The organism is Sulfurospirillum barnesii SES-3 (assembly GCF_000265295.1).
GTDB lineage: Bacteria > Campylobacterota > Campylobacteria > Campylobacterales > Sulfurospirillaceae > Sulfurospirillum > Sulfurospirillum barnesii.
This window is the reverse complement of the sequence record NC_018002.1, coordinates 1,765,104-1,787,180: the sequence shown is the minus strand read 5'-3', so window position 1 is coordinate 1,787,180 and position 22,077 is coordinate 1,765,104. Positions and strand designations below refer to the sequence as shown.

Sequence of the window (22,077 nt, the reverse complement as noted above, 5' to 3'; positions counted from 1 at the left end):
TTGTTTATTTTTTCTTTTACGAGCCGATATGTAGCAATATGTATTATCGTGAGGGGGATTTGTGGCTACTTCCATTTCATCTTTTATGTCTCAAACAGAAGCTTATAAAACACCAAGAGTGCATCATACGGTTAATGAACTAGAAGCACTCAAGAAAGAACCAACCAAAGTAGTGACAAGCGGTGATGTTTATACCTCGTTGGCAATTCACTTTAAGGAACTTTCTCAAGAAGAACTTATTAACGAAAAGATTGTTGCTGACACATCCAAGCAGACGTATGTGAGCCATTCTAATGGTACAAAAAATGAGCCCAATCGCCTTGTGGTCATACGTGATCCCCAAAACAGTACAAACTATATGACGCTGGAGCTTTCGCAAACACGTATTAATCAACTGAAAGAAAAATTTCATGGCGCTAACAACTTTTTTGAACGTGATGATGGAGTTTTGCGTCTTAATGGTGAAGTGGAAGGCTTTGTTGCAGGTTGGGTGCACAATATTAACATTGATCGAAACTACGCCAAATCAGACCTCGATGGCAATGGATTGGTGGAGGGCGATGAAGCAAAAACGCTGAAAATTGGGTTTGAACGACAAAGTGACTACGATTATATTGGTCAAAAAATAGTAAAAATCAACTTTAACACAGGGGAAAACTATCAAGAATTAGGACGTACTTCCCCATCGCTTTTTGCAGATAAAGAGGCAGAATCTCACGTTCAAACAAACCGTACGGCGACTGATACGCATTACCTTCAGTTTGAAAACAGTTTGGACAAAGAGTTAGAGCATACGCTCAAAATGGATGAAGACCTTGATGGAACAATTAGCCTTGAAGAAGGTTTGCGTGATGATTTTGGAAAAGATTACCGTCAAAAAGTTATTGTAGATATGGAAGAATTTCACAAAGACTTGCTTGAAAAAAACTCTAAGTTAAATGACAGTACAAAGTTACAAAACTATAGCATTGACACTCTTGATATTGTTTCTAAAGAGGAAGAAGAAGCCTTTCTTGAAAGCATGTACCATGATACTTTGGAGATAAGCATGTTAGAGCTATCAAAAAATGCGTATCAAAATGACACCAATATTTCTGATAGCATGAAGCAACTTCAAATGCAAGCAGCTAGGAATGCCTATTTGAGAGAATAAGATGGTGTGATTTGGTGTTGCTATTCATGAGGCAGGTAAACTGCCTCATGGCATTATGCTTCTAATTTTTTAACGGTAAAAACAATCAGTTTATAGGTTGCATAAATCAGTACGGGCCAGCATGCAAGCCAGATGAGTGCGCTTGTGTAATCCATAAAATCTCCTTAGTAGTGGTGCTCTGAAGCATCACGTATCTCCGCTTCATCAATATCTTTTTTATCCATCGCATACCATGCATAGGTGATATAGGCAAGGACAAAGGGAATGATAAGGGCAACATAACTCATGGCGGTGAGGGTGTAGTGACTCCCGCTTGAATTCTCGATAGTGAGTGAGCTTTGAAGTGCACTCAAAGAGGGGTAAAATGCTGTGTTGTTCAATCCTAAGAGCAAAAAGATACCCATCACCGCAAGGACAATTCCCACGCCCATTACTTTAATCCCATGAACATTGGCTCTAAAAATCCCTAGATAAAGCGCTACAAGCACCAACACCACGCCTAGCAGAATCATCACGGCGACTAAAGGCAAGGCGAGAAGGTTGCTTAGGTATTTGTAGGCTTCGATATGCACGACACCTGAGGCATCGTACGCAAAGCCATCTTTGAGAAAAATCCACGCCAAAAAGCCCAAAAAGAACGGCAAAAAGAGCAAGGTATTTTTCAAAAGCATCTTTTGAATTCTTACATGTAAAGAAGCGTGGTTGATGTTGCTGAGAAAATAAAGCCCAGCACTCAGACGTGCTAAAAAGAAAAGAGAGAAGGCTAAAAGGTAGTTTTGAGGGATAAAAAGCGCTTCAAGCCCTCGAAGATTTGTATCCCATTGCACAAAGAAATTTTCATCTAAATGAAAAGAAGCGCCACTAAAAAGCGTACTTAGCGCAACACCGAGTAAAATCACACCCAATGAGCCGTTAATGTACAAGAACATTTCATAGGTTTTTTGACCCAAAAAGTTGTTCTCTTTTTTGCGGTACTCATAACTCACCGCTTGAATGATAAAACAAAATAAAATGGCAAGCCATACCCAATAGGCTCCCCCAAAACTGGTCGCATAAAAAAGAGGAAATGCCGCAAAAAGCGCTCCACCAAAGAGCACAAGCGTGGTAAAGCCAAGCTCCCATTTGCGTCCTAAGGAGTTAATGAGCATACTTTTTTCTACTTCATTTTCAGGCAGACTAAAAAGCAGTGTTTGTCCGCCTTGAATGAACATTAAAAAGACAAAGAGACCTGCTAAAAGACTGACTATCATCCACCACAACTGTTGCAGTTGTAAAAAAGAGAGTAATTCAAACATCAATGACCTCCCTCAAAGCCTTTGGAAATTTGCCTGAGCATAATTTTTATCTCCGCAATGAGGAGCACGGTAAATAAAATGGCAAAGAGTGTAAATGAGAGGGCGACATTGCCTCCACCTAAATGGGTTGCGGCGATGTGTGTTGGCATCAAATCTTGAATCGCCCACGGTTGTCTGCCCACTTCTGCCACAATCCATCCTGCTTCTGCTGCAATGTAGCCTAAGGGAATGCTCCACAATGCCGCATAAAGGACTAAAGGATAGCGTGTAATATCACGTTTAAATATAAAAAAGAGAACCAGTGCAAAGAGAGCGATAAACCACATGCCCAAAGAGACCATGATATGAAAACTGTAAAAGGAAAGGGCAATGGGTGGGATAATTTGTTCAGGTTTTTCAAAATAACCATAGCCAAAATCTTTCATATGCGTTTGTAAAATCGCCTCATTTTCTTTCATCTTTGGGGCATCTCCCATTTTTTTTGCCTCTCTAAAATCACTGAGCGCTTGTAAGGCAATTTTTCCATTGGCGATGCGCTCACTAGCAGAGGGAATATTGTGTAAAGGATTGCCATAGACCAAATCTTCTAGTCCAGCCACAAAGGCATCGACATGACGGTGACCTAATAAGGAGAGCATATAAGGAATTTCAATGTCACCTAAAAACTCAGGTTCATTATCGCCGAGTTGTTTGTTAGGATTTAAAATACCAAAAGCAATGAGCCCTGCTCTGGATTCTCCTTTGTAGAGTCCTTCCATGGCAGCGAGTTTTGCGGGTTGGTGTTGGGTGACCTGATAGGCACTTTCATCGCCACTGAAGGCTAAGAAAAGTGAGGTGATAAGCCCAAAGGTTGCTCCTACCACCATACTGCGTTTGGCAAAAAGTAGCTCTTTCTTTTTGAGCAAAAACCATGCCGAAATACCCACCACAAATAAAGCTCCAATGACATAGCCACTGGCAACAGTGTGTAAAAATTTTATAACCGCTACAGGGGAGAGGGCAACATCAAAGAAATTTTCCATTTCGTTACGAGCTGTGGCGGGGTTGAAATGCATGCCTACAGGGTATTGCATCCAACCATTGGCGACTAAAATCCAAAAGGCGGAAAGGTTTGAGCCAATGGCAACCAACCACGTAGAGAGCAGGTGGAATTTGGGGCTGACCTTATTCCAGCCAAAGAACATGACCGCAAAAAAGGTGGATTCCATAAAAAAGGCTAAAATACCCTCAATGGCTAAAGGTGCGCCGAAAATATCGCCGACAAACCACGAATAATTTGCCCAGTTGGTTCCAAATTCAAACTCCATAATAAGCCCTGTTGCGACACCAATTGCAAAATTGATCGCAAAAAGGCTCATCCAAAATTGGGTGATTTTTTTCCAATGCTTATCGCCAGTTTTGAGATAAAGTGTCTCCATAATAGCAATGATAAAACTAAGTCCTAATGTTAGGGGTACAAATAAAAAATGGTAGATGGCAGTAAGCGCAAATTGGGCTCTGCTCCAATCGACCGAAGAGAGTTCACTCATGGTGTCTCCTTAATAAGATTGTCTAAAACGTAATTGCTACGAGCGGTGTCGTCTAAAAAGTGGGTATGAAGGGTCGTGCTAAAGAAGAAAAATTTAAACACGACCAACATAATAAGCAGTTTTAAAAGAACAATTTTCCACAAGGTTTTTCCCAACCTAAGGTTTGCAAATCCCTCTTTGTAGAGGATGAAAAACGTGCGGAAAAAATGCATTTTTTATTCCTTGATGCAGGCGTTTACAAGTGATTTTGCCCATGTTTCCATAAGCGCATGGAGCTCTTCTTTTGGGGCTTCTAAAAAGTCAATAACGAACTGATCTTTGGTTTCACATAAACCAATAGAACGAGGGCGAACGGCTAAAATTTTTGAGTTTGGAATGGCTGCGCCAAAACAGAAAACGATATTTTTTGCATCTAAAATTTCAGGGGCAATTTCGCCATTAATATTTTTAGTATGCGCATAATGGTCAAAAATAGCAATAAATTTTGCGATAGGATGTGCTTCAATTTTAGCGCATAAATCTTCTATGATGGCTTGCATTGTTGTATATTTACATTCACTTTTATCAATGGTAAGATTGAAAACAGGGTATTTATCCATTAAGATGGTTTTTTTCATGTGAGTCCTTTTTATAGTTAAAATTTATGTGAATGATAATTTATTTTAATTAATAAAACAAGACAAAAACTATCTAGTATGGAAAATTAAGAGTTAATTTATCCTTTATAGAGTGTTGAGAAAAGCTCGTTTTGCAAGAGTAATGGCGTAATATCAGTCAGGACAATGACATCAAATGGCTCTTCATCATTTTCAAGTGCAATACTAAATTTGGTTGGAATAAAAATTTTTTGTGTTTCTTGATGAGCATATACATAGTGTAAATGAAACGATTTTCCATGATTTAAAGAGCCAAAATGAGCCTCTTTTTGAAGGTTTTCAAATAAATCTTCAATATTCCATACGTGCATCATTTCAGGAATAGTGCGTTGTTTTATTTCAAAAAGTTCTATGATATTTTTATTGTAAAAGAGTATTTTTTCATTGGCATTGTAGGCAAAAATGGGGGAGGGAATCTCTTCAATAATTCTTCGAATGGTGTAGAATGCCAAACTTTGAATTTTTCGACGTTCTTTTAAGTCTTGAAAAATTTTGCTCTCTTTTTTGAGATAAATTTTATGCATCAAATCGTGCAATTCAAAATTTATAATTTTTGGGTTGAGGGGTTTGAAAAAATGGGATGTTACATCTGCTAATATAAAGCTATCGGTATCATTACATGTAAGCATATCGACGATTAAAGCAATGGATATATCATATACTTTCAAACGAAATTGATGTACCAGAGTTAACCAATGATAGCGACTAGCTTGGGTGTCAATAATCACCAAATCAATAGGATGTGTATCAAAAAGTTCCAGACTTTCTGCTTGAGTGCTTGCAATAAAAATATTGGAAAAAAGGTTTTCAAGTAAGGGCAAGAATGTTGAACCATCTTGCGCAACTAAAAGGACGAAAAAAGTATCTATTTTTTTAGTTTTTAAAAGGGCTTCACTTGTCTCAATCATTTTCATTTCCTAGCAGAAAAGTCACACTTCATTATACTCTCTTTTAGGGTTTCCTAGCGTATAATCGTGGAAGAATGTTCAAGCATGTATTAAAAAATTGTTAAAAAAAAGAGATTAAAATAGAAGGTATTCTAATGACAAAGGATAAAGAGTGATTCCAAAAAAGTATGAGTTTGTTTTGTTTGCATTTTTGATGTCTTTATTTATGACAACGTTAATGTCGTGTGTGATTACACTGATTAATGTTGGATGGGTGGAGAATTTTTTCACTCTATGGTTTCGTGCTTTTTGGAGGACTTACTTTATAGCATTTCCTACGATTTTAGTGGTTGTTCCTATGGTGCGTAAGCTGGTTCATAAGCTGGTTAAAACGCATTAATGGTTGAAAAATTCAATCAGCCCCATAACAATTTCAACACCAATTAAAATAATAATAATCCACTCGAGTACTTCGCTGTGTTTATGATTAAACAAATCCAGTGCCATTGCGATATTCTCTTTGAGATGGTTGAGCTTATGTTCAATAATCTCAAAACGGTCTTTAAGCTCAAGGGTAGAAGAGAGGGTATTGTAAATCTTTTCTGCCTCTTCATTGTCCCATAAAATATTGGGTTTGTCGAGTAAAAAAAGCTCACTGACCATGCCGTGTTGGATGGAGATGAGATTGCGTGTAAACTCAACCAATTTGGAGCGTTTGAAAAAGGTATAACTTTTGGTGAGATCAAGCAAGGCTTGACTTTTACCAAAATGCACTTCTAAATCTTGTTCGTATTTTTCTAAACCGACGCTTTGTGAGATAACTAATGCAATGATGATGAGATATAAGGGTAGGGCTTCTTTAAGAAGAATGTGTTCATTGCTGATCTTACATGTAAACTCTAAAGTGGGGTCAATAAGAATGGGATAGTCTTGATAAAGACAGTGTTGCTCAAAACTAGAGGCTTCTTTGATTCCTAGTTTTTCCAGCGCTTTGATGATGTCCGCTTTCTCCCAGTGAATAAAGCTTAGGACATTAAATTGGGTATACACAAGGTAGCGATTATGATCTTGTGTATAGAATGCTTTTTCAATTCCTTTTTTTAACACACACTCCAACCTTGTTTCTATCTCGTGACGTGCAAAAGGTTGCGGCAGTGAAATTGAAATAATAGAAAATGATAATGCCATAAAATATCCTTTACATGTAAAAGTGTTAAGAAGAGACGAATCTCTTCTTTATGCGTTGGAATGCGAAGGCTGAAACAAGGCTTTAATATCTTCTAACATAATATAAAGTGCGGGTACAAAAATCAAGGAAATGAGTGTTGAAAATAAAATACCATATCCTAGCGAAATTGCCATAGGAATCATAAATTTAGCTTGGATAGAGGTTTCATAAATCATCGGTGCAAGACCACCAAATGTGGTGGCGGTGGTGAGAAAAATAGGCCTAAAGCGTCTTGTAGCTGCAAGAATAATGGCTTCAAATGCTTTATGCCCCTCTTTTCTCATGGTATTAGCGTAATCAACCATGACCAAAGTATCATTAACGACCACACCACACAGCGCTACCACCCCTAAAATACTGACCATACTTAGGCTATATCCTAAGAGCATATGCCCTAAAAAAGCTCCGATAATTCCAAAGGGAATAGCAATCATAATAATTAAAGGCTGTGTGTAACTTGCAAAAGGAATGGCAAGCATAATGTAAAGAACGGCTAAGACCAACAGAAAACTTGAGATTAAACTTCGGCTACTCTCTTTGGTTTCTGCTTGACGTCCCTGATAGGAAATTTGAAGTTCGGGGTATTTTTGTTGAAGCTTTGGAATAAAATCAGTATCTAAAGAGCTAATAAGTTGAGGGGTATCACGTTCAGGCTCCACATTGGCGGTGACATTGATAATGCGTTTACCCTCACGTCTTGAAATTTTGGTATAAGCATTGCCTTCAATGCGCTTGGCAACATCACCTAGTCTTACAAAGCCACCGCTGGGTGTTTTGATTTTAATATCATCAATAATGGCTTCACTGTTACGTTCATTTTCTGTTTGACGTACCATGATTTTGACTTCATTGCGTCCTTGTTGTTCACGAATAGCCTCTTTGCCATAGGTCGTGTAGCGTACTTGACGTGCGATTTCATAAGCAGTAAGCCCTAGCTTTTGCCCCAGAGGTAAAAGTTCAAAGTCAATTTGGCGCTTTCCTGTAGAAATACCATCATCCACATCTTTGGTAATGGAAAAGCTTTTGAGTACATCGGCGAGTTCTTGTGCCGCCGCTTCTAAAAGAGCGGTATCTCGGTGACTTAGCTCAAGGGTCAACGCTGCTTTTCCCCCACCAGGTCCTCCAATATCTTTTTTAAAGACTAAAGATTCTATGCCCGCAATTTTTCCCAATGTTTTTCGCCACAAATCATTAAAATCACTGGTCGATATGTTTCGAATTTCTCCCTCCAGCAGATAAAAAGTCACTTGAATTTCGTTTTCGTTGATTTTACTTTTATAACCTTGATTGAGCCCTTCTTCATTAAGGGTCTCTATGGTTTTTAAGCCTGAGGCAATTATTTGTTGATTGACCATTTGCATAACACTTTGGGGTGTTCCAATGGGCATCGTGGCATAGACAACCGCACGGTTGGATTCAATGCGTGGCATCATCTCAAAGCCGAGTCTTCCACTTTTTGCATAGGCTAAAACAACGATTAAGATGGCAAATCCCATCACAAGCGTGGGGTAGCGATTGCGCATACAAAAGAGTAAAAAAGGCTGATACACCTTCTCTACAAAACGATCAAAAGAGCGTGCTACTTTTTGCTGTTGTATCTCAATGGTATGAAGAATGGAGCCTTTTTTTGTTGTTTGTTTAAACGCAAGGTGTGCTGGCAAAATGAGAATGGCCTCAATCCACGAAATAGCAAAAACGGTTGCGACAACAATAGCAATAGGAAAAAATGTTTTTCCAAAAATACCAGGAATAAACATCAGCGGTAGAAAAGCAACAATATTGGTTAAAATACTAAACGTGACAGGGATGGCAACATCTTTGGTTCCTTGAATAGCCGCTTCTATGTAGTTCATGCCCCGTTGTTTGTATTCGTAAATGTTTTCTCCGACAATAATCGCATCATCCACCACAATACCTAAGGCTAAAATAAACGCAAACATGGAAATCATATTGATGGAAACACCAAAATACTCTAAGAAAAGCAGTGAACCCAAAAAGGAAGTTGGAACACCCAGTGCTACCCAAAACGCAAGTTTAAACTCTAAAAAAGCACCCAAAATGAGTAGAACTAAAACCAGTCCAATCATGCCATTTTTCAGTAAGAGCTCAAGCCGTGCGTTGTATACCTCTGAGTTGTCATCATTGATTTGAAGTGCGTAAGCAGAGGGTAATTCTTGCGTTATCTCTTCTACGACCTTTTTGGTCGCTTGTGAGACGCTTTTAGGTGTTTCATCTCCTAAGCGGTAAACCTCAATTTCAATAGCAGGCTTGTTATTGTACGTAAAAAAGATAGAATCATCCACAAAGGTGTCTTTTATGGTCGCAATTTCACCTAAACGTACCGTTGCTCCTAGAGGTGTTGTTAAAATAGGGAGTGTCTCAAAATCAGCTGCTTTTATTTTTCGTGTTTTGACACGAAGGAGTATATCGCCTGCATTGCTTTTGATGTTGCCACCTGAGAGCTCAACAGACTCTTTGGCAATAATATCTGAAACATTTTGCATGGAAAGTCCATAGCGTTCCAGTACCACTCTATCCAGTGCTATTTCAACCTCATAATTACGAGCACCCACAAGCTCCACTTGTGAAATACCTGAGCTTTGAAGCAGACGTTCTCGCACGATTTCTGCAAGCTCTCGAAGCACCAATGGCTCACCCTCACCCATAATTGCCAAAGAAACCACCCGACGCTTACGAGAGCTCATGGAAATAACAGGCTTTTCGGCATCTTCAGGAAAGGTGGTAATGCTGTCGATGGCTTGTTGAATGTCTTGATAGGTTCTGTTTTTATTCCCTTTTTCGTGTAATTCTGCAATAACCGAAGCGACACCCTCTTTTGCCGTAGCCGTCACTTCTTTAACGCCCTCAATGCTTCGAATCTCTTCTTCAATGGAGAGCACAATGCCTTGTTCCACCTCTTCAGGACTGGCACCAGGATAAGCAACACTGATGGTGACCATGTCCAGATCAAATTCGGGGAAAACCTCTTTTTTAATATAAAGTGACATATACACGCCACCGACTAAAAAGATAAGCATTAAAATATTGGCAGTGACCTTATTTTTCACCAGCCAAGCAATGAATGAATTGGGCTCTTTTTGCATTATTTCCCTTTTTCCTTAAGCGCTGAAAGTTCAAGGAGTTTCATGCCTGCAACAGGTGCACTAAGATAGGTAGAAATAATGCGATCTTGTGCTTCAATCCCCTCAGAAATAAGCACTTCATTGGGATTTTTAAAGAGAACATTCACAGGTTTAATCTGTAAAGTATTATTTTTATCCATGACCCATACGGTATTGTTAGAGCGTAGCATCGAAGCGGGTAGGCTGATAATATTCTCATAGGCTTTGGCTTGAAGGGTTGCTTCAAGGGTAGCGCCTAAGAGCAGTGCACGTTTTTCTTTATTTTGAGTATGCAGTCCTAGGGGATCATCAATGGCAATGAGTAATTTGGCTTGTTTGGTGGTGCTATCCAGTTCTGGTAAAAGCTTCAAGATACGTGCTTTTACATGTAAAGGTTTTTTCTCTGCAAAGAGTGTGACTTTGGTGTTTAGGAGTGCTTCTGTGTTGTGGGTGTCAAAAAACTTTAAATAGGCTAAAGGAAGGGTTGTACTCATCCAAAACGTATCGGTAGAAACAAGCTCCACAATGCTGCTTTGTGCACTCACATAGGCTCCAAGTTCAGCAGATTTGCTCACAATAACCCCATCATAAGGTGCTTTAATGGTGGTTTCTTTAAGGTTATTAAGTGCGGTTATATAGGAGGCTTCTAATTGCGCAATGGAGGCTCTTACTTGTGCCAATTGTGGTTCTCGTAGCATTAAAGAGCGACTGAGTGCGGTGGGGCTTTCTCCTGAGAGTTCTAACTCTTTTTTAGCACTCTCTTGCTGTCCCATCTCTATGGTTTCACTCGCTTTGGCGGAGAGGAGCTGTGCTTTGATTTGATCGAGTGCGGCTTGATAATCGATGGGGTCAATTTGCGCTAAAAGTTCACCTTTTTTGACGATGCTTCCTAGCATAAAATTAGGATGCGTCTGAATAATCTTGCCAGAAACCTTACTGCTCAGTGTTGTTTTTTGAGCAGCCTCAAGGGTACCAATAAGCGGAATGCTCACCGCTTTAGATGTGGGTGTTAATTGCACGGTTTCAACGATAGTTCCCGTTTGAGGGCGGGCTTGTTTTTGTGCTTGTGGGGCAGAGTTTAAAAGGTATTTGGTGATAAGTACCCCTATGATAATAATCAGCACAGAAGCGCTGAGGTTAAGGATGGTTTTTTTAGCGATCATAATTTCTCCATTCGTTGATAACATCGTACTCCATCATGCCTCCTGCTAAAGAACGGTGCAGGGCAATGCGGTATTTGAGTAGGTCGAGTTGTTTTGAAAGGCGGGTTTGTTCTAATTCTTGTAAGCTCTCTTGCGCATTGAGTACGCTTAAGTATCCTACCATTCCAAAACGGTATTTGGCTTGTTGGCGTTCTAAAATAACCTTCGCTAAGGCAATGCGTTCATCTAAGTGGTGAAGGTAAATGGTTTGGGTTTTTTCATTTTCAAGGGCATCTTGCACCTCTTTAAACGCTTCAAGCAGAGTTTGTTTGTAAGAAAGTGAGGACTCTTTGGAGAGGAAAAGGGCTTTTTTGACCAAATCTTCTTTCGCTCCTGCATCAAACAGTGTGCCCCCAAGCGTTGCCGTTGCTGTGGCGATAATCGTATCTAAAAGGTTGGCAAAATGCGTGGCACTTGCAACCGTGTTGAGTGAGAGATTAAGGCTAGGGTATTGGTTTTTAATCGCTTCTGAGAGGGAATAGTTAGAGGATTCCAGTGTAAAAAAGGCTTGCCTTACATCGGGACGTGCCAGTAATTTGCTCGCAGGAATGCCCACATCAGGTTGCGGTGGAAGCGCAATGAGTTTTGCCTCTTTTGCGACGTCCAACGTATCAAGCGCGGAGCGTCCTAGCAAGAGGTTAATGGCACGTTTTTGCGTTTCAATATCACCCATGAGTGTGATTTTTTGTGCTTCTAAATTTTTAATGTATTGTTCTTGTTGCCAGACATCGGTGATGGAATTGGTTCCGTTTTGACGGCTCAGTTTTGTGAGCGTTAAAATGGTGTTTGCCACCTTAAATTGCTCTTCTAAAAGGGCTAGACTCTCTTGTTTGTACCCTAGCGTGTACCAGGCATTAGCCAGTTCTGCCACAAGGCTAATGCCCGTTACATGTAAAGCTTCTTGACTTGATCGAAACGAGGCATTTTGGGCTTCAATCGCATCGCTTCTTTTGCCAAACAAATCAACCTCATACGAAGCGCTGAGGGTTGCTGTGTAACTCTCTTTTTTGGATTCAACGCCTTTTAGTTCATCTTGATGCGCTTTTGCCCCTGAGAGTGAGGCGCTAGGAAAGTTACTGGCTTTTTTGTTTTCAAGGGTTGCATAGGCTTGAAGCACACGTTGTTGTGCCATTTGAAGGCTTAAATTTTCTGTGATAACCGTGTTTACAAGAGTGTTTAAATGGGTATCATTTAACTCTTGCCACCACGGGTCTAAGTGCGCCTCTAAGGGTTTTTGTGTCGGTGGCACGGGGGGCGTTGGAGCAATACAGCCTTGAAAAAGCAATGCCATACTACAACAGGCTAAGAGCTTACAGGGTAGGTTCATTCATTCTCCAAAAGATAAAGTGGTGTTAATTATACAACGCCCTTTATTAACAAAGTGTAACGCTACTTTGGTTATAATTTTTAAAAACAAGGATTATCTCATGAAATTACTTCTCATTGGTGCTGGCAATATGGGTGGAGCGATGCTTCAAGGCTTACATGTAAACGATATTACCGTTGTTGAAGCCTATCCCACACGAGCACACGAGCTTCAAACACTTTATCCTACGATTAAAATAGTAAGCGAGATTCCTCCTTTGGAGGGGTATTTGGTGATTTTAGCGATTAAACCTCAGTCTTTTGCTACCCTTAAAACCAAAGGAATAGCGGAGGGTGTGATTTCCATTATGGCAGGGGTGAGTTTGGAAAAACTCAAATCGGGTATTATGGCAAAGCACTACATTCGCTCTATGCCCAACATGGCAGCGCTTGTACGTAAATCAGCCACCTCTTTGTGCGGTGATATAGCATTAAAAGATGAAGCCATAGACGTTTTAAGCTCCATTGGACGATGTTTTTGGTTAGAGAGTGAAAAAGAGCTTGACATTGCCATGGGCATTGCCAGTTGCGCTCCTGCATGGATTGCTTTGGTGGCTGAAGCCCTAAGCGATGGTGCTGTCAATCTAGGAATGAAGCGAGAGATTACCTACCAATACATCGCAACACTCTTTGAAGGTGTGGGCGAAGTGCTCAAAAGTGAACATCCTGCCATCTTAAAAGATAAAGTGATGTCCCCTGCTGGTACAACAGCGGCAGGTTATGCCAAACTTGAAGAGGGCAAAGTGCGAGACAGCTTCATCAAAGCGATGGAAGCCTCGTATGAGAGAGCAAAAGGGATGAGTAAGTAAAGAGTAAAAGCGTGCTTGTTTGGGCAAGCACGCTTTTACATGTAAAGAGATTATTTGAATCTAATTTGTAGATTGAGTTTGAAAAAGTATCTTCCGTTTTCTTTATAAATATCAAACATACCATAATGGCTTGAACTTGGACTGTCTAGTTTAATATTATCAATCAAATATTTATCGACACAGTTTTTAAAATAGATTAAATCAAGCAAATAGACATCCCCTGTTTTGGTAACAAGGATTATGCCTCCATTGACTTCATTGGTACCATTCCATTTTTCACTTGCCCTCATACCAAATGTCACAGCATTTGCAAAATCACCCACTTTCTTTTCATAAAAGGAGTATTCATCTTGATTTTTTGAGATGAAATTTATTAGTTTTTTAATGTTTTTTTCATTTTTTAGATAGGATAAATAAAGCATTTCTGCTAAGAAGATTCCTAAATTAGAATCTACTAATTTCAAATTATAATCCAAAGTAGTACTTTCTACTTTTACAAAGTTAATCGTGACATTATTTTGATTTAAAAAGATGCATCTGTCTAATAATTTGTTGTGTGTATGAATGGCATTATTAGCATCCATAATATTATCATTAATATTGGTGAGTTCGTAGATGAAATTTGTATGGTTAGAAGCATTGAGCAGTGTTGCTGAAGCGCCTAAACTTGATTTGATATTATATTTCAAATTGACACATACATTGAGGCGATTATCTGCCACATTCGCTTCCAAATCTCCTTTGACATTGGAGGCTCCTTTTGGTTTTTTCCCATCAAAAAAATCATTGATAAAAGAGGAAATTTCATCAATTTCAAAAGAGCCATTTGCACTTTTATGGGCTACTATTTTTGATAGTAGGATTTTACTTTGCTTTGATAAATCACTAATAGTATAGTTTTTTCCTTCTCGATTGTTGCATAACTTTATTATTTGATTTGGTTGAATTTCATACTTTTTATCAGCTAAAATGATTTCTAATATCTTAAATAATTTATTATTTATAACTTGCAAGTTCTCATCAACTATAACTAAATTAGAATTTTCTAGTAAATACAAAAATGTATATAACTCTGACCATTCTCCTTTATTAAAGCCCACTTTTCACTTCCTCTAATGTGTGGTAAATATAGCGAGCTAATTCTTCAATCACAGGAATGGAAACACTGTTGCCTAGTTGCTTGTATTGCTGGGTTTCGCTTACTTCTTTTGGAAAGGAGAAAGTATCCATTCCATTTTTTATAAAAGCGTAATCTTTAAACCCTTGAAGCCTTGCCCATTCTGTGGGTGTCATAACTCTTATACCTTGATTATTGATGGGGGATTGTTTACTTCCAAACATTTGCCCGTAATATTCAGGCTTTTCTTGTACGACCAAATTTCTTTCTTTCCCACTACCCCCTGTTGCCAGAAGTGTATTTGCTATTGGGTTGTCTCCATTGTTAACAATTTTGAAACCAAAGCCATTTCCTTTTGATTTATGATTTTCTTTGTGTTTTTCAAGCGTCTTAATGTATTGTTCAGATAAATAATATTTAGCTGAGACATCTTTTTCTAATACGTCATAGAGGTTTTTAAAAATCACTTTTTTTGATTTTAGAGGCAAAGGTTGTAATTGATAGTTATGAGGAATAGTCTTATTAGAAAAGCCGACAATATACGTTCTAATTCTTTTTTGAGGTAAGCCAAAATCAATGGTTTTTCTCAAAAACGATTCAGAGTTATAGTTTAGTTCGCCATTATCAAGCTCATTGACTCCAACAAGTTTATAATTTAGCTCTTTAGCCAGAGTATCAATAATTATTTTAAATGTCTTGCCTTTGTCATGTCTATAAAGACCTTCTACATTTTCAAGTAAAAAGGCTTTGGGTTTTGTTTCTTTGATGATGTTTGCTACATGAAAAAAGAGTGTCCCTCTGGTTGTATCTTGAAATCCTTTTTTATCTCCAGCGATTGAAAAGGATTGGCAGGGGAAACCAGCTAATAAAATATCATAAGCAGATTGTTTTACTCTCTCTTTAAATGACTCACTTGTGACATCATTTTTTGGATTTTCACCGTACAAATGTTCATAAGTCTTGCAAGCATAGGGATCAATTTCAGCAGAAAGGATATTTTTAAAGCCATGAGCTAATTCAAACCCTTTTCTAATTCCACCAATCCCACAAAATAAATCAATGGTTTTATAGATGGATTGGCATTGCATGATACGTGTCATAAACACCCTTTGCTTATAGTATAAATTTTATTTTCTCTCATTATAACCAAAGAAAATTTTGATGTAAAAAATATTTCAATATGAAATTTGAGATCTGTTTTCTGTGGCAGCGTATCATAATGATCTACCCAGTCTCTTTTACATGTAAAGAGACTAAGCGTTTTGTGTTTTCTTTTTTTGTGTTTTTTTAGGGGCTTTTTGCTTAGGTGTTACAATTTTTTTTGTGGGTGCTACGGCTCTATTTTCTGTGATTTGAGGTAGGACGTCTTCAAAAATAGTGCGAATATCTTTCCATCGCTGTTCGGAGTTTAGCATAACGACTAAAACATCTTTGTTACCGTTTTTAGCTCTTGCTATTAAACAAGGACCTGCTTTTTGGGTATAGCCTGTTTTGATGCCAACAGCGTATTTGTAGTTATTAAGAAGTTTATTGTGTGTGTATGCGGCATAGGCACGTTTGGTGTTTATAGCAGTAAAATCGTGACGTTTGAGTTTCGCCATTTCATTAAATTGGTTATTTTTAATAGCATATTCACTCATTTTTAAAAGGTCTAGTGCGGTGGAGTAGTGGTTTCCAATGTCAAAGCCACAGGGATTGGTAAAATTAGTGTTTTTCATGCCCATGGCTTTGGCTTTTTTATTCATTTTTACAACAAAGTTTTCAACATTACCATCACCCAAATAGACACCAATGCTCATCGCTGCATCATTGGCTGACATGACCATCGCTGCTTTGACCAAATCTCTTAAGTAAAATTTTTCTCCAATTCTAAGGCCTGCTTTGGTAGGTTCTACTTGAATCATCTCTCGTGTGATAGTTACAATATCGTTCATCCTGCCACTTTCTATCGCCAATATAGCGGTCATAATTTTTGTAAGGCTAGCAGGTTGGTTTATTTTTTGCTCATCTTTGGAAAAAATTAATTCTTTGGTATTTAAATCTTTGGCAATAATAGCGTCGGTATTTTTGCGGATTCTATCGGCTGTCTCTTTATCAAGATAATTTGCGCTTAGGCTACTACTGATTAAGCATGCACCCCATAAGAGTGATAAAAATTTTTTAGGCATACGACTCTTTTGAAATAAATTTGGCTTATTTTAGTTAAATTCTCTTAAAATTTCCCTTTGAAAATGGCTAAAATAGCCACTTTGCCGTTTATGATGAAAAATGAAGCATAAAGCGATATAACACTTAAGGTAATAACGATATACTTTCAAAAAGCGTTGACGTCAATTTTCTAAACGCTAGCGTTATGTATCTTTACTATATAAGGAGTGTAGATGTTGAAAATTTTGATGGCGAGTGTGGTTTTGGTTGCAAGTTTGCTTGCAGGGGAAGTTAAGATAACGGCTGCGGCGAATTTGGTGTATGCGTTTAAAGAGATGCAAGCCTTATTTGAAAAAGAAAATCCAGGTGATAAAGTCTCCATTGCATTTGGTTCAACGGGTAAAGCTTACACGCAAATCGTGAATGGTGCGCCTTATAATCTCTATTTTGCTGCCGACATGGGCTATGTGCAAAAACTAGAAGCTCAAGGTTTAACCGCAACACAACCAAAACCTTACGCCTATGGTCGCATAGGACTTTGGGCTCGTAAAGATAGTGGTATTGATGTTAGTAAAGGGATGCAAGCACTTTTGGATGCTAAGGTTAAAAAAGTGGCAATAGCTGATCCTTCTCATGCCCCTTATGGCGTAGCAGCAGTCAATGCACTTAAATCTCAAGCGTATTACGATGCGTTCAAAGATAGGCTTGTTCTTGGCGAAAATGTTTCACAAGCGGCGCAATTTATCCATAGTGGTGCAGCGGAAATTGGTATTTTACCGCTTTCACTGGGTATTGCAGATGCGATGACCAAAGAGGGTAATTTTTATCTCATGCCTGGCAATTGGCATAATGACATCATTCAAGGTTATGCTCTACTTCACAAAGGTAAAGATAATCCTGTTGCACAAAAATTTGAAATATTTGTCGCAACACCTCAGGCACGCGCTATTTTTAAAAAATACGGTTTTGTATTGCCCAATGAATAGCATTGAAGCAACCATCCAATCCATTGAAAGCGTTGAGGGCATCGCTCGCATCGTTTTGGATAAAGAGGGAAAAAAGCTCACCGCCATTACGCTGGAGCTTCCCTCTTCTTTACATGTAGGAAGTGTCTGTCGAGTTTTATTTAAAGAGACAGAGGTAGGACTTGCTAAAAATCTTTGCGGAGCAATTAGTTTTTCCAACCGTTTCAAAGGGTGTGTAAAAGAGCTGAAAAAAGGGGCACTGCTTTCACGCATACTCGTAGGTGTGGAGAGTGATGTCATTGCCTCCATCGTTACCACACACGCCATAGCGCAATTAGCCCTTGAAGTAGGGGATGAGGTTGAAGTCCTCATTAAAGCCACGGAAGTTTCGCTGGAGGTTATTGCATGAGCATCGAAGCACTGTTAAGTCCCGTTTTTTGGGAACCCTTTATCTTGACCTTAAAGTTGGCATTTTTGACAACGGTGTGTCTGTTTCTTGTGGGTATTCCTGTTGCGTACGCACTGGTCTTTGCTAAAATGCGTTACAAACCCCTTTATGAGGCGGCTATCGCCATGCCTTTGGTGCTTCCGCCTTCCGTTTTAGGATTTTATTTTCTTTTGGCGTTTAGTAAAAATGGCTTTTTAGGTTCATTTTGGAACGATATTTTCGGGCATCAATTAGCCTTTCATTTTGATGGTTTGGTCATTGGCTCGATTATTTTTAGTTTTCCTTTTATGGTGCACCCTTTGATGAATGGTTTTAAAAACATAGACACCTTTCAAATCGAAGCGGCTTACACGATGGGAAAAAGTAAACTTCAAACGCTTTTTGCCGTGATGTTACCTGCTATGAAGCCCTCACTTATTACAGGTGGGATTATCTCTTTTGCCCATACAGTCGGTGAATTTGGGGTTGTTTTGATGATTGGGGGTAATATTGATGGGGAGACAAAAGTGGCTTCGATTGCCATTTACAATGAAGTTGAAGCGCTTAATTATTCGGCCGCTCACGCTTATTCGCTTATCTTATTTGCTTTTTCTTTTTTTGTATTGTGGCTGGTGTATCAAAAGTTAGGACAAGAGGTCAAAGGAAGTTTCAATGCTTGAAGTATCGGTGCAAAAAAAGCTTCAAGGCGCTTATGGTGTGATTGATTTTGATGTTACATGTAAAGTCTCAAAAGGGGAATTTTGGACGGTTTTTGGAGAATCAGGCATCGGTAAAACAACGCTTCTTCGCATGATTGCAGGGCTTGAAGTGCCAGATAGTGGTACGATTGTGATGGATGGAGAAACATGGTTTGATGCAAGTGCACACATCAATCTACCCCCTCAAAAACGCCGTGTTGGATTTGTGTTTCAAAACTATGCTTTGTTTGAGCATATGAGTGTTTTGGATAACCTTTTGTTTGCCCAAAGCTCTAAAGATAAAATCAAAGCACAGTCTATCTTGGAGGTGATGGGTATTTTAGTCCTTCAAGATAGAATGCCAAGTACGCTCTCAGGAGGGCAGCGGCAACGCATCGCATTGGCGCGTGCCATTGCACAAGAGCCTCGTGTTTTACTGCTCGATGAGCCTCTCTCTGCGCTTGATGCGCTCACCCGTTCACGCTTGCAAGATGAGCTTCGTAAAACCCATGAACTTTTCAACCTTGCTTCTTTGATGGTGTCGCATGACCGTAGTGAGGTGTTTAAGCTCTCCGATAAGGTGTTATGGATAAAAGAGGGAAAGAGTTTTGCGCAAGGTAGCCCTAAAGAGGTTTTTATGCCCCACAGTAGCTCGAGTAAATTCTCCTTTGAGGGCGAGATACTTTTGATTGAAAAACGCGATGTGATTTATGTAGCGACGATTGGGATTGGGCATAGCATCGTCGAAGTGGTGGTTGATGAGGATGAGGTAGAGGGCTTACATGTAGGCGATGTGATTAGTGTCAGCACCAAAGCGTTTGCGCCTATCATTAAAAAAGGTCGATAACATGCAAACGTACGCCCAAAAAAAATTATCACTTTCCTTTTTGGGAGGACTTTTGGTTGGAAGTTTAGGCGGGTTGATAGGGCTAGGCGGTGCTGAGTTTCGACTTCCTTTGTTGGTGGGTTTTTTTGGTTTTAGCACCGTTGTTGCCATTATTATCAATAAAATAACCTCTTTATCGGTTGTTCTAAGTTCGTTTATTGCACGCTCTAATGTGATAGGGCTAGAGAGTGTGGTGATGCATTATGATGTTATTATCAATGTTTTAGCAGGAAGTCTTGTGGGAGCCTATGCTGGGGCGCATTATGTATGCACTATCAACGACAAAGTGTTGCATCGAATTATTTTGGTTGTATTGGTGGCATTGGCTATGGGTATGCTGTTACTAGGTGGGGGCATGGAAGCTTGTCTCATCCCCCTCTTTTTGCTTCTTCTTTGGTATTGTATGTGAGTGGCAGTGTTGCAGGATTTTTTATAGGTGCGATTGCTGCCATTTTAGGTGTGGCAGGAGGGGAGTTTATCATTCCAACCATCATGATTTTGTATGGTTTGGACGCCAAAGTAGCAGGTAATCTCTCTTTGTGCATTAGCTTACCAACGATGCTTGTAGCCTTTTTCCGTTATTCCCAAAGTGATCAATTTAGGCAAATGTTAATGCATAAATCCTTTGTGATATGGATGATTTTGGGATCATTGGTAGGCTCCATTATGGGTGCAATTTTACTGAAATGGGTCAATTCTGAGGTGTTGGTGTTTCTCTTGGGTATCATTTTGAGCATTTCCGCATTTAAAGTTTTTTATCATACAAAGAGTGTTATGTAAGCATAAGGTTTGAGATTTTTTTTGGTGAAATTTGTATTAGGTTATACAAGAAGTTTAATATCTTAGGAGAAGAAAAAAATGAAAAGAGTGCTTTTTTTGCTTGTTTTTATAGCGTCAATGGTGATGGCAAATGAGGGAGAAAAAACAGATTTACGCTTTGCGGTAGAATATACCAGTCATGCTACTTCATACTATTACGGTGAGGCAAAAGGTTTATTTGAGGAAAATGGTATTCATATCACAGATGTCAAAGTTTATGTCAGTGGTGCTGGAGTTGCTACTGCTTTTGCCAAAGAGCATTTTGATGTGGCGTATATGTGTCTTGTTCCAGCCATCAGTACCTATGCGAATGGTGGCGTGCCAATAAAGATTATTGCAGGCACACATAAAGATGGTTACGGAGTGGTTGTCAATGCGTCTAAAATCAAAACACTTCAAGATCTTGAAAAGGACGGCGTAAAGATAGCCGTAGGTCCTAAGGGCACTGTAACAAGTTTTATTCAGGAAGTATTGATTGAAAAAGGGAATTTTGATAAAACAAAGGTGCAAAAAAACTTTGTAACCATGAATGCCTCTAAGCAAATAATGTCGCTCCAAGCAGGTCTTGTTGATGCCATCATTGTTCCAGAACACTTTGTCACGCTTGCGGCAAGTTTACCAGGGATGAAGATGCTGGTGAAGAGCCAAGAACTTTGGAAAGATCTTCAAGGAAGTGTTATCGTTGTTTCGGATAGCATGGTAAAGCAGTATCCTAAAACGATAGAAAAAATCAAAAAAATCAATCAACAAGCGATTGATGAAATCAATCAAGATAACAATGAAGCCTCAAAAATCGTAGCTAAAAATTTGAATGTGTATCAAGATAGAATCAAGGCAGAAACAAAGTCTCCAAGCATTGACTTGAGCGTCACTCCCCAAATCGCTAAAGGTTCTATAGAAAATTTGATTCTCACCTCCGATATTTCCGTCGAGGCAGTGCAGGAAGTGATTGATAAAATGGCGCAATATGGTTTTATTAGAGAATCATTTGACGCAAAAGAGATTCTCGTTTTAGACAAATAAATGATGAAAATAGCACACTATCTTTTACTAAAAAGTCCTATCGTTATTTGCATTATTATTTGGGAGATTGCAGGAAGATTGGCTCATTCTCCCATGCTTCCTTCCTTTTCTCAAGTGCTCATGGAAGCGTACCATCTTATTAAAGGTGGGATTTTGGTACCTAATCTTATGGATTCTTTCATGAGGGTTGTTGTGGGGTATTTTATCGGAGGGTTGTTGGGAATTATCGTAGGTTCTTTAATGGGGCTATATAAAACGATTGAAATTTCCCTAAAACCACTTATAAGTATGTTGCTTCCTATACCAACGCTAGGATGGTTGCCTTTGATGATGCTTTGGATTGGCATTAGTGAAATGCTACCCATAGTGCTCATTTTTATCTGTGCTTTTTTCCCCGTCGCTTATGCAACGCTACTGGGGATTAAAGAAACTCCACAAGCGTTCATTAATACTGCAAAATCCTTAGGCGCTTCAAAATTTTACATTTTTTTTAAAATCATTCTTCCTCTTGCATCTCCTTCTATTTTTACAGGATTGCGACTTGAGGCGGGTATGGTTTGGAAGACAGTTTTAGCGGCTGAAATGTTTGCAATACCAACAGGCATAGGCGCATTGATGATTAATGCTGAGAGTTTAATTCGGATTGATATTATCATGGTTGGATTAATAACATTGGCGATTATGAGTTTTGGTTTTGAGCGATTGATTTACAAGATAGAAGCGGTTACAACGGCACAGTGGAGATGAG

The 22,077-nt window shown here is 39.0% G+C and carries 23 protein-coding genes; 11 read left to right on the top strand and 12 right to left on the bottom strand.

From position 1 onward, the window contains the following. The first annotated feature begins 61 nt into the window (after positions 1-61). Positions 62-1,153, top strand: a complete 1,092-nt coding sequence (locus SULBA_RS08975) for a hypothetical protein (RefSeq protein WP_014769971.1) — start codon at positions 62-64, stop codon at positions 1,151-1,153. Between the two features lie 164 nt (positions 1,154-1,317). Here SULBA_RS08975 and cydB read toward each other — a convergent pair whose 3' ends face one another. From cydB to SULBA_RS08950, 5 genes are all read right to left on the bottom strand, one after another. Then, positions 1,318-2,448, bottom strand: coding sequence for a cytochrome d ubiquinol oxidase subunit II (gene cydB / locus SULBA_RS08970; RefSeq protein ID WP_014769969.1), 1,131 nt, complete (start codon positions 2,446-2,448; stop codon positions 1,318-1,320). After that, positions 2,448-3,977 (bottom strand): cytochrome ubiquinol oxidase subunit I, encoded by a 1,530-nt coding sequence (locus tag SULBA_RS08965; RefSeq protein ID WP_014769968.1) that lies wholly within the window; start codon positions 3,975-3,977, stop codon positions 2,448-2,450. The genes cydB and SULBA_RS08965 overlap by 1 nt, the downstream gene beginning before the upstream one ends. Continuing rightward, entirely contained in the window at positions 3,974-4,189 is a 216-nt protein-coding gene (locus tag SULBA_RS08960) for a DUF4492 domain-containing protein (protein WP_014769967.1), read from the bottom strand. The genes SULBA_RS08965 and SULBA_RS08960 overlap by 4 nt, the downstream gene beginning before the upstream one ends. Positions 4,190-4,192: 3 nt before the next feature. Next, positions 4,193-4,594 carry a DUF6858 family protein gene (locus SULBA_RS08955; protein ID WP_014769966.1) on the bottom strand — a complete coding sequence of 134 codons (402 nt, stop codon included), beginning with the start codon at positions 4,592-4,594 and terminating at the stop codon, positions 4,193-4,195. Between the two features lie 98 nt (positions 4,595-4,692). Next, on the bottom strand, positions 4,693-5,541 hold the full coding sequence (locus SULBA_RS08950) for a response regulator (RefSeq protein WP_014769965.1): 849 nt from the start codon (positions 5,539-5,541) through the stop codon (positions 4,693-4,695). Between the two features lie 151 nt (positions 5,542-5,692). Here SULBA_RS08950 and SULBA_RS08945 point away from each other — a divergent pair, with 151 nt between their 5' ends. Beyond that, a complete protein-coding gene (locus SULBA_RS08945) occupies positions 5,693-5,920 on the top strand; it encodes a DUF2798 domain-containing protein (RefSeq protein ID WP_014769964.1) in 228 nt (75 codons plus the stop codon). Here SULBA_RS08945 and SULBA_RS08940 read toward each other — a convergent pair. The 4 genes from SULBA_RS08940 to SULBA_RS08925 are packed head-to-tail and all read right to left on the bottom strand — an operon-like array spanning position 5,917 to position 12,399. Beyond that, on the bottom strand, positions 5,917-6,708 hold the full coding sequence (locus SULBA_RS08940) for an RMD1 family protein (RefSeq protein WP_014769963.1): 792 nt from the start codon (positions 6,706-6,708) through the stop codon (positions 5,917-5,919). The two genes, SULBA_RS08945 and SULBA_RS08940, sit on opposite strands and share 4 nt — an antisense overlap. Before the next feature lie 48 nt (positions 6,709-6,756). Next, a complete protein-coding gene (locus tag SULBA_RS08935) occupies positions 6,757-9,852 on the bottom strand; it encodes an efflux RND transporter permease subunit (RefSeq protein WP_014769962.1) in 3,096 nt (1,031 codons plus the stop codon). After that, positions 9,852-11,057: an efflux RND transporter periplasmic adaptor subunit gene (locus tag SULBA_RS08930; protein ID WP_083834400.1), complete on the bottom strand. Its 1,206-nt coding sequence runs from the start codon at positions 11,055-11,057 to the stop codon at positions 9,852-9,854. The genes SULBA_RS08935 and SULBA_RS08930 overlap by 1 nt, the downstream gene beginning before the upstream one ends. Then, entirely contained in the window at positions 11,023-12,399 is a 1,377-nt protein-coding gene (locus tag SULBA_RS08925; RefSeq protein WP_014769960.1) for an efflux transporter outer membrane subunit, read from the bottom strand. Before SULBA_RS08925 ends, SULBA_RS08930 begins: the two co-directional genes overlap by 35 nt. A gap of 100 nt (positions 12,400-12,499) precedes the next feature. Between SULBA_RS08925 and SULBA_RS08920 the strand changes: the two genes are divergently transcribed. Next, the gene (locus tag SULBA_RS08920; protein WP_014769959.1) at positions 12,500-13,246 is read left to right on the top strand and encodes a pyrroline-5-carboxylate reductase; all 747 of its coding nucleotides are present in this window, start codon (positions 12,500-12,502) and stop codon (positions 13,244-13,246) included. 50 nt (positions 13,247-13,296) lie between these two features. Here the strand turns inward: SULBA_RS08920 and SULBA_RS08915 are convergent, their stop codons facing one another. The 3 genes from SULBA_RS08915 to SULBA_RS08905 all read right to left on the bottom strand — a co-directional run bounded on the left by SULBA_RS08915 (position 13,297) and on the right by SULBA_RS08905 (position 16,531). Further along, positions 13,297-14,346: an HpaII family restriction endonuclease gene (locus SULBA_RS08915; protein WP_014769958.1), complete on the bottom strand. Its 1,050-nt coding sequence runs from the start codon at positions 14,344-14,346 to the stop codon at positions 13,297-13,299. Beyond that, positions 14,336-15,463, bottom strand: coding sequence for a DNA (cytosine-5-)-methyltransferase (gene dcm / locus SULBA_RS08910; RefSeq protein WP_014769957.1), 1,128 nt, complete (start codon positions 15,461-15,463; stop codon positions 14,336-14,338). The genes SULBA_RS08915 and dcm overlap by 11 nt, the downstream gene beginning before the upstream one ends. Positions 15,464-15,616: 153 nt before the next feature. Continuing rightward, positions 15,617-16,531, bottom strand: a complete 915-nt coding sequence (locus SULBA_RS08905) for a D-alanyl-D-alanine carboxypeptidase family protein (RefSeq protein WP_014769956.1) — start codon at positions 16,529-16,531, stop codon at positions 15,617-15,619. A 213-nt stretch (positions 16,532-16,744) separates the two neighbouring features. On the opposite strand from SULBA_RS08905, the gene modA reads away from it, so the two are divergent. The 8 genes from modA (at position 16,745) to SULBA_RS08870 (ending at position 22,076) form a co-directional block, all read left to right on the top strand. Continuing rightward, positions 16,745-17,497, top strand: a complete 753-nt coding sequence (gene modA / locus SULBA_RS08900) for a molybdate ABC transporter substrate-binding protein (protein WP_014769955.1) — start codon at positions 16,745-16,747, stop codon at positions 17,495-17,497. After that, positions 17,490-17,885, top strand: coding sequence for a TOBE domain-containing protein (locus SULBA_RS12790; RefSeq protein ID WP_014769954.1), 396 nt, complete (start codon positions 17,490-17,492; stop codon positions 17,883-17,885). Before modA ends, SULBA_RS12790 begins: the two co-directional genes overlap by 8 nt. Further along, positions 17,882-18,583, top strand: coding sequence for a molybdate ABC transporter permease subunit (gene modB, locus SULBA_RS08890; protein ID WP_014769953.1), 702 nt, complete (start codon positions 17,882-17,884; stop codon positions 18,581-18,583). Before SULBA_RS12790 ends, modB begins: the two co-directional genes overlap by 4 nt. Then, the gene (locus SULBA_RS08885) at positions 18,576-19,448 is read left to right on the top strand and encodes a sulfate/molybdate ABC transporter ATP-binding protein (RefSeq protein ID WP_014769952.1); all 873 of its coding nucleotides are present in this window, start codon (positions 18,576-18,578) and stop codon (positions 19,446-19,448) included. The genes modB and SULBA_RS08885 overlap by 8 nt, the downstream gene beginning before the upstream one ends. Before the next feature lies 1 nt (position 19,449). Then, the gene (locus tag SULBA_RS12785) at positions 19,450-19,896 is read left to right on the top strand and encodes a TSUP family transporter (RefSeq protein ID WP_050985285.1); all 447 of its coding nucleotides are present in this window, start codon (positions 19,450-19,452) and stop codon (positions 19,894-19,896) included. Next, positions 19,851-20,267: a sulfite exporter TauE/SafE family protein gene (locus tag SULBA_RS12780; RefSeq protein WP_172634076.1), complete on the top strand. Its 417-nt coding sequence runs from the start codon at positions 19,851-19,853 to the stop codon at positions 20,265-20,267. Before SULBA_RS12785 ends, SULBA_RS12780 begins: the two co-directional genes overlap by 46 nt. A gap of 78 nt (positions 20,268-20,345) precedes the next feature. After that, positions 20,346-21,329, top strand: coding sequence for an ABC transporter substrate-binding protein (locus SULBA_RS08875; RefSeq protein WP_014769951.1), 984 nt, complete (start codon positions 20,346-20,348; stop codon positions 21,327-21,329). Then, on the top strand, positions 21,330-22,076 hold the full coding sequence (locus tag SULBA_RS08870; protein ID WP_014769950.1) for an ABC transporter permease: 747 nt from the start codon (positions 21,330-21,332) through the stop codon (positions 22,074-22,076). Position 22,077 lies beyond the last annotated feature (1 nt).

Coding starts and splice junctions, on each gene's coding strand:
- cydB (WP_014769969.1), bottom strand. CDS start 2,448: ATGTTTGAATTACTCTCTTTTTTACAACTGCAACAGTTGTGGTGGATG.
- SULBA_RS08965 (WP_014769968.1), bottom strand. CDS start 3,977: ATGAGTGAACTCTCTTCGGTCGATTGGAGCAGAGCCCAATTTGCGCTT.
- SULBA_RS08960 (WP_014769967.1), bottom strand. CDS start 4,189: ATGCATTTTTTCCGCACGTTTTTCATCCTCTACAAAGAGGGATTTGCA.
- SULBA_RS08955 (WP_014769966.1), bottom strand. CDS start 4,594: ATGAAAAAAACCATCTTAATGGATAAATACCCTGTTTTCAATCTTACC.
- SULBA_RS08950 (WP_014769965.1), bottom strand. CDS start 5,541: ATGATTGAGACAAGTGAAGCCCTTTTAAAAACTAAAAAAATAGATACT.
- SULBA_RS08940 (WP_014769963.1), bottom strand. CDS start 6,708: ATGGCATTATCATTTTCTATTATTTCAATTTCACTGCCGCAACCTTTT.
- SULBA_RS08935 (WP_014769962.1), bottom strand. CDS start 9,852: ATGCAAAAAGAGCCCAATTCATTCATTGCTTGGCTGGTGAAAAATAAG.
- SULBA_RS08930 (WP_083834400.1), bottom strand. CDS start 11,057: ATGTTATCAACGAATGGAGAAATTATGATCGCTAAAAAAACCATCCTT.
- SULBA_RS08925 (WP_014769960.1), bottom strand. CDS start 12,399: ATGAACCTACCCTGTAAGCTCTTAGCCTGTTGTAGTATGGCATTGCTT.
- SULBA_RS08920 (WP_014769959.1), top strand. CDS start 12,500: ATGAAATTACTTCTCATTGGTGCTGGCAATATGGGTGGAGCGATGCTT.
- dcm (WP_014769957.1), bottom strand. CDS start 15,463: ATGACACGTATCATGCAATGCCAATCCATCTATAAAACCATTGATTTA.
- SULBA_RS08905 (WP_014769956.1), bottom strand. CDS start 16,531: ATGCCTAAAAAATTTTTATCACTCTTATGGGGTGCATGCTTAATCAGT.
- modA (WP_014769955.1), top strand. CDS start 16,745: ATGTTGAAAATTTTGATGGCGAGTGTGGTTTTGGTTGCAAGTTTGCTT.
- SULBA_RS12790 (WP_014769954.1), top strand. CDS start 17,490: ATGAATAGCATTGAAGCAACCATCCAATCCATTGAAAGCGTTGAGGGC.
- modB (WP_014769953.1), top strand. CDS start 17,882: ATGAGCATCGAAGCACTGTTAAGTCCCGTTTTTTGGGAACCCTTTATC.
- SULBA_RS08885 (WP_014769952.1), top strand. CDS start 18,576: ATGCTTGAAGTATCGGTGCAAAAAAAGCTTCAAGGCGCTTATGGTGTG.
- SULBA_RS12785 (WP_050985285.1), top strand. CDS start 19,450: ATGCAAACGTACGCCCAAAAAAAATTATCACTTTCCTTTTTGGGAGGA.
- SULBA_RS08875 (WP_014769951.1), top strand. CDS start 20,346: ATGAAAAGAGTGCTTTTTTTGCTTGTTTTTATAGCGTCAATGGTGATG.
- SULBA_RS08870 (WP_014769950.1), top strand. CDS start 21,330: ATGATGAAAATAGCACACTATCTTTTACTAAAAAGTCCTATCGTTATT.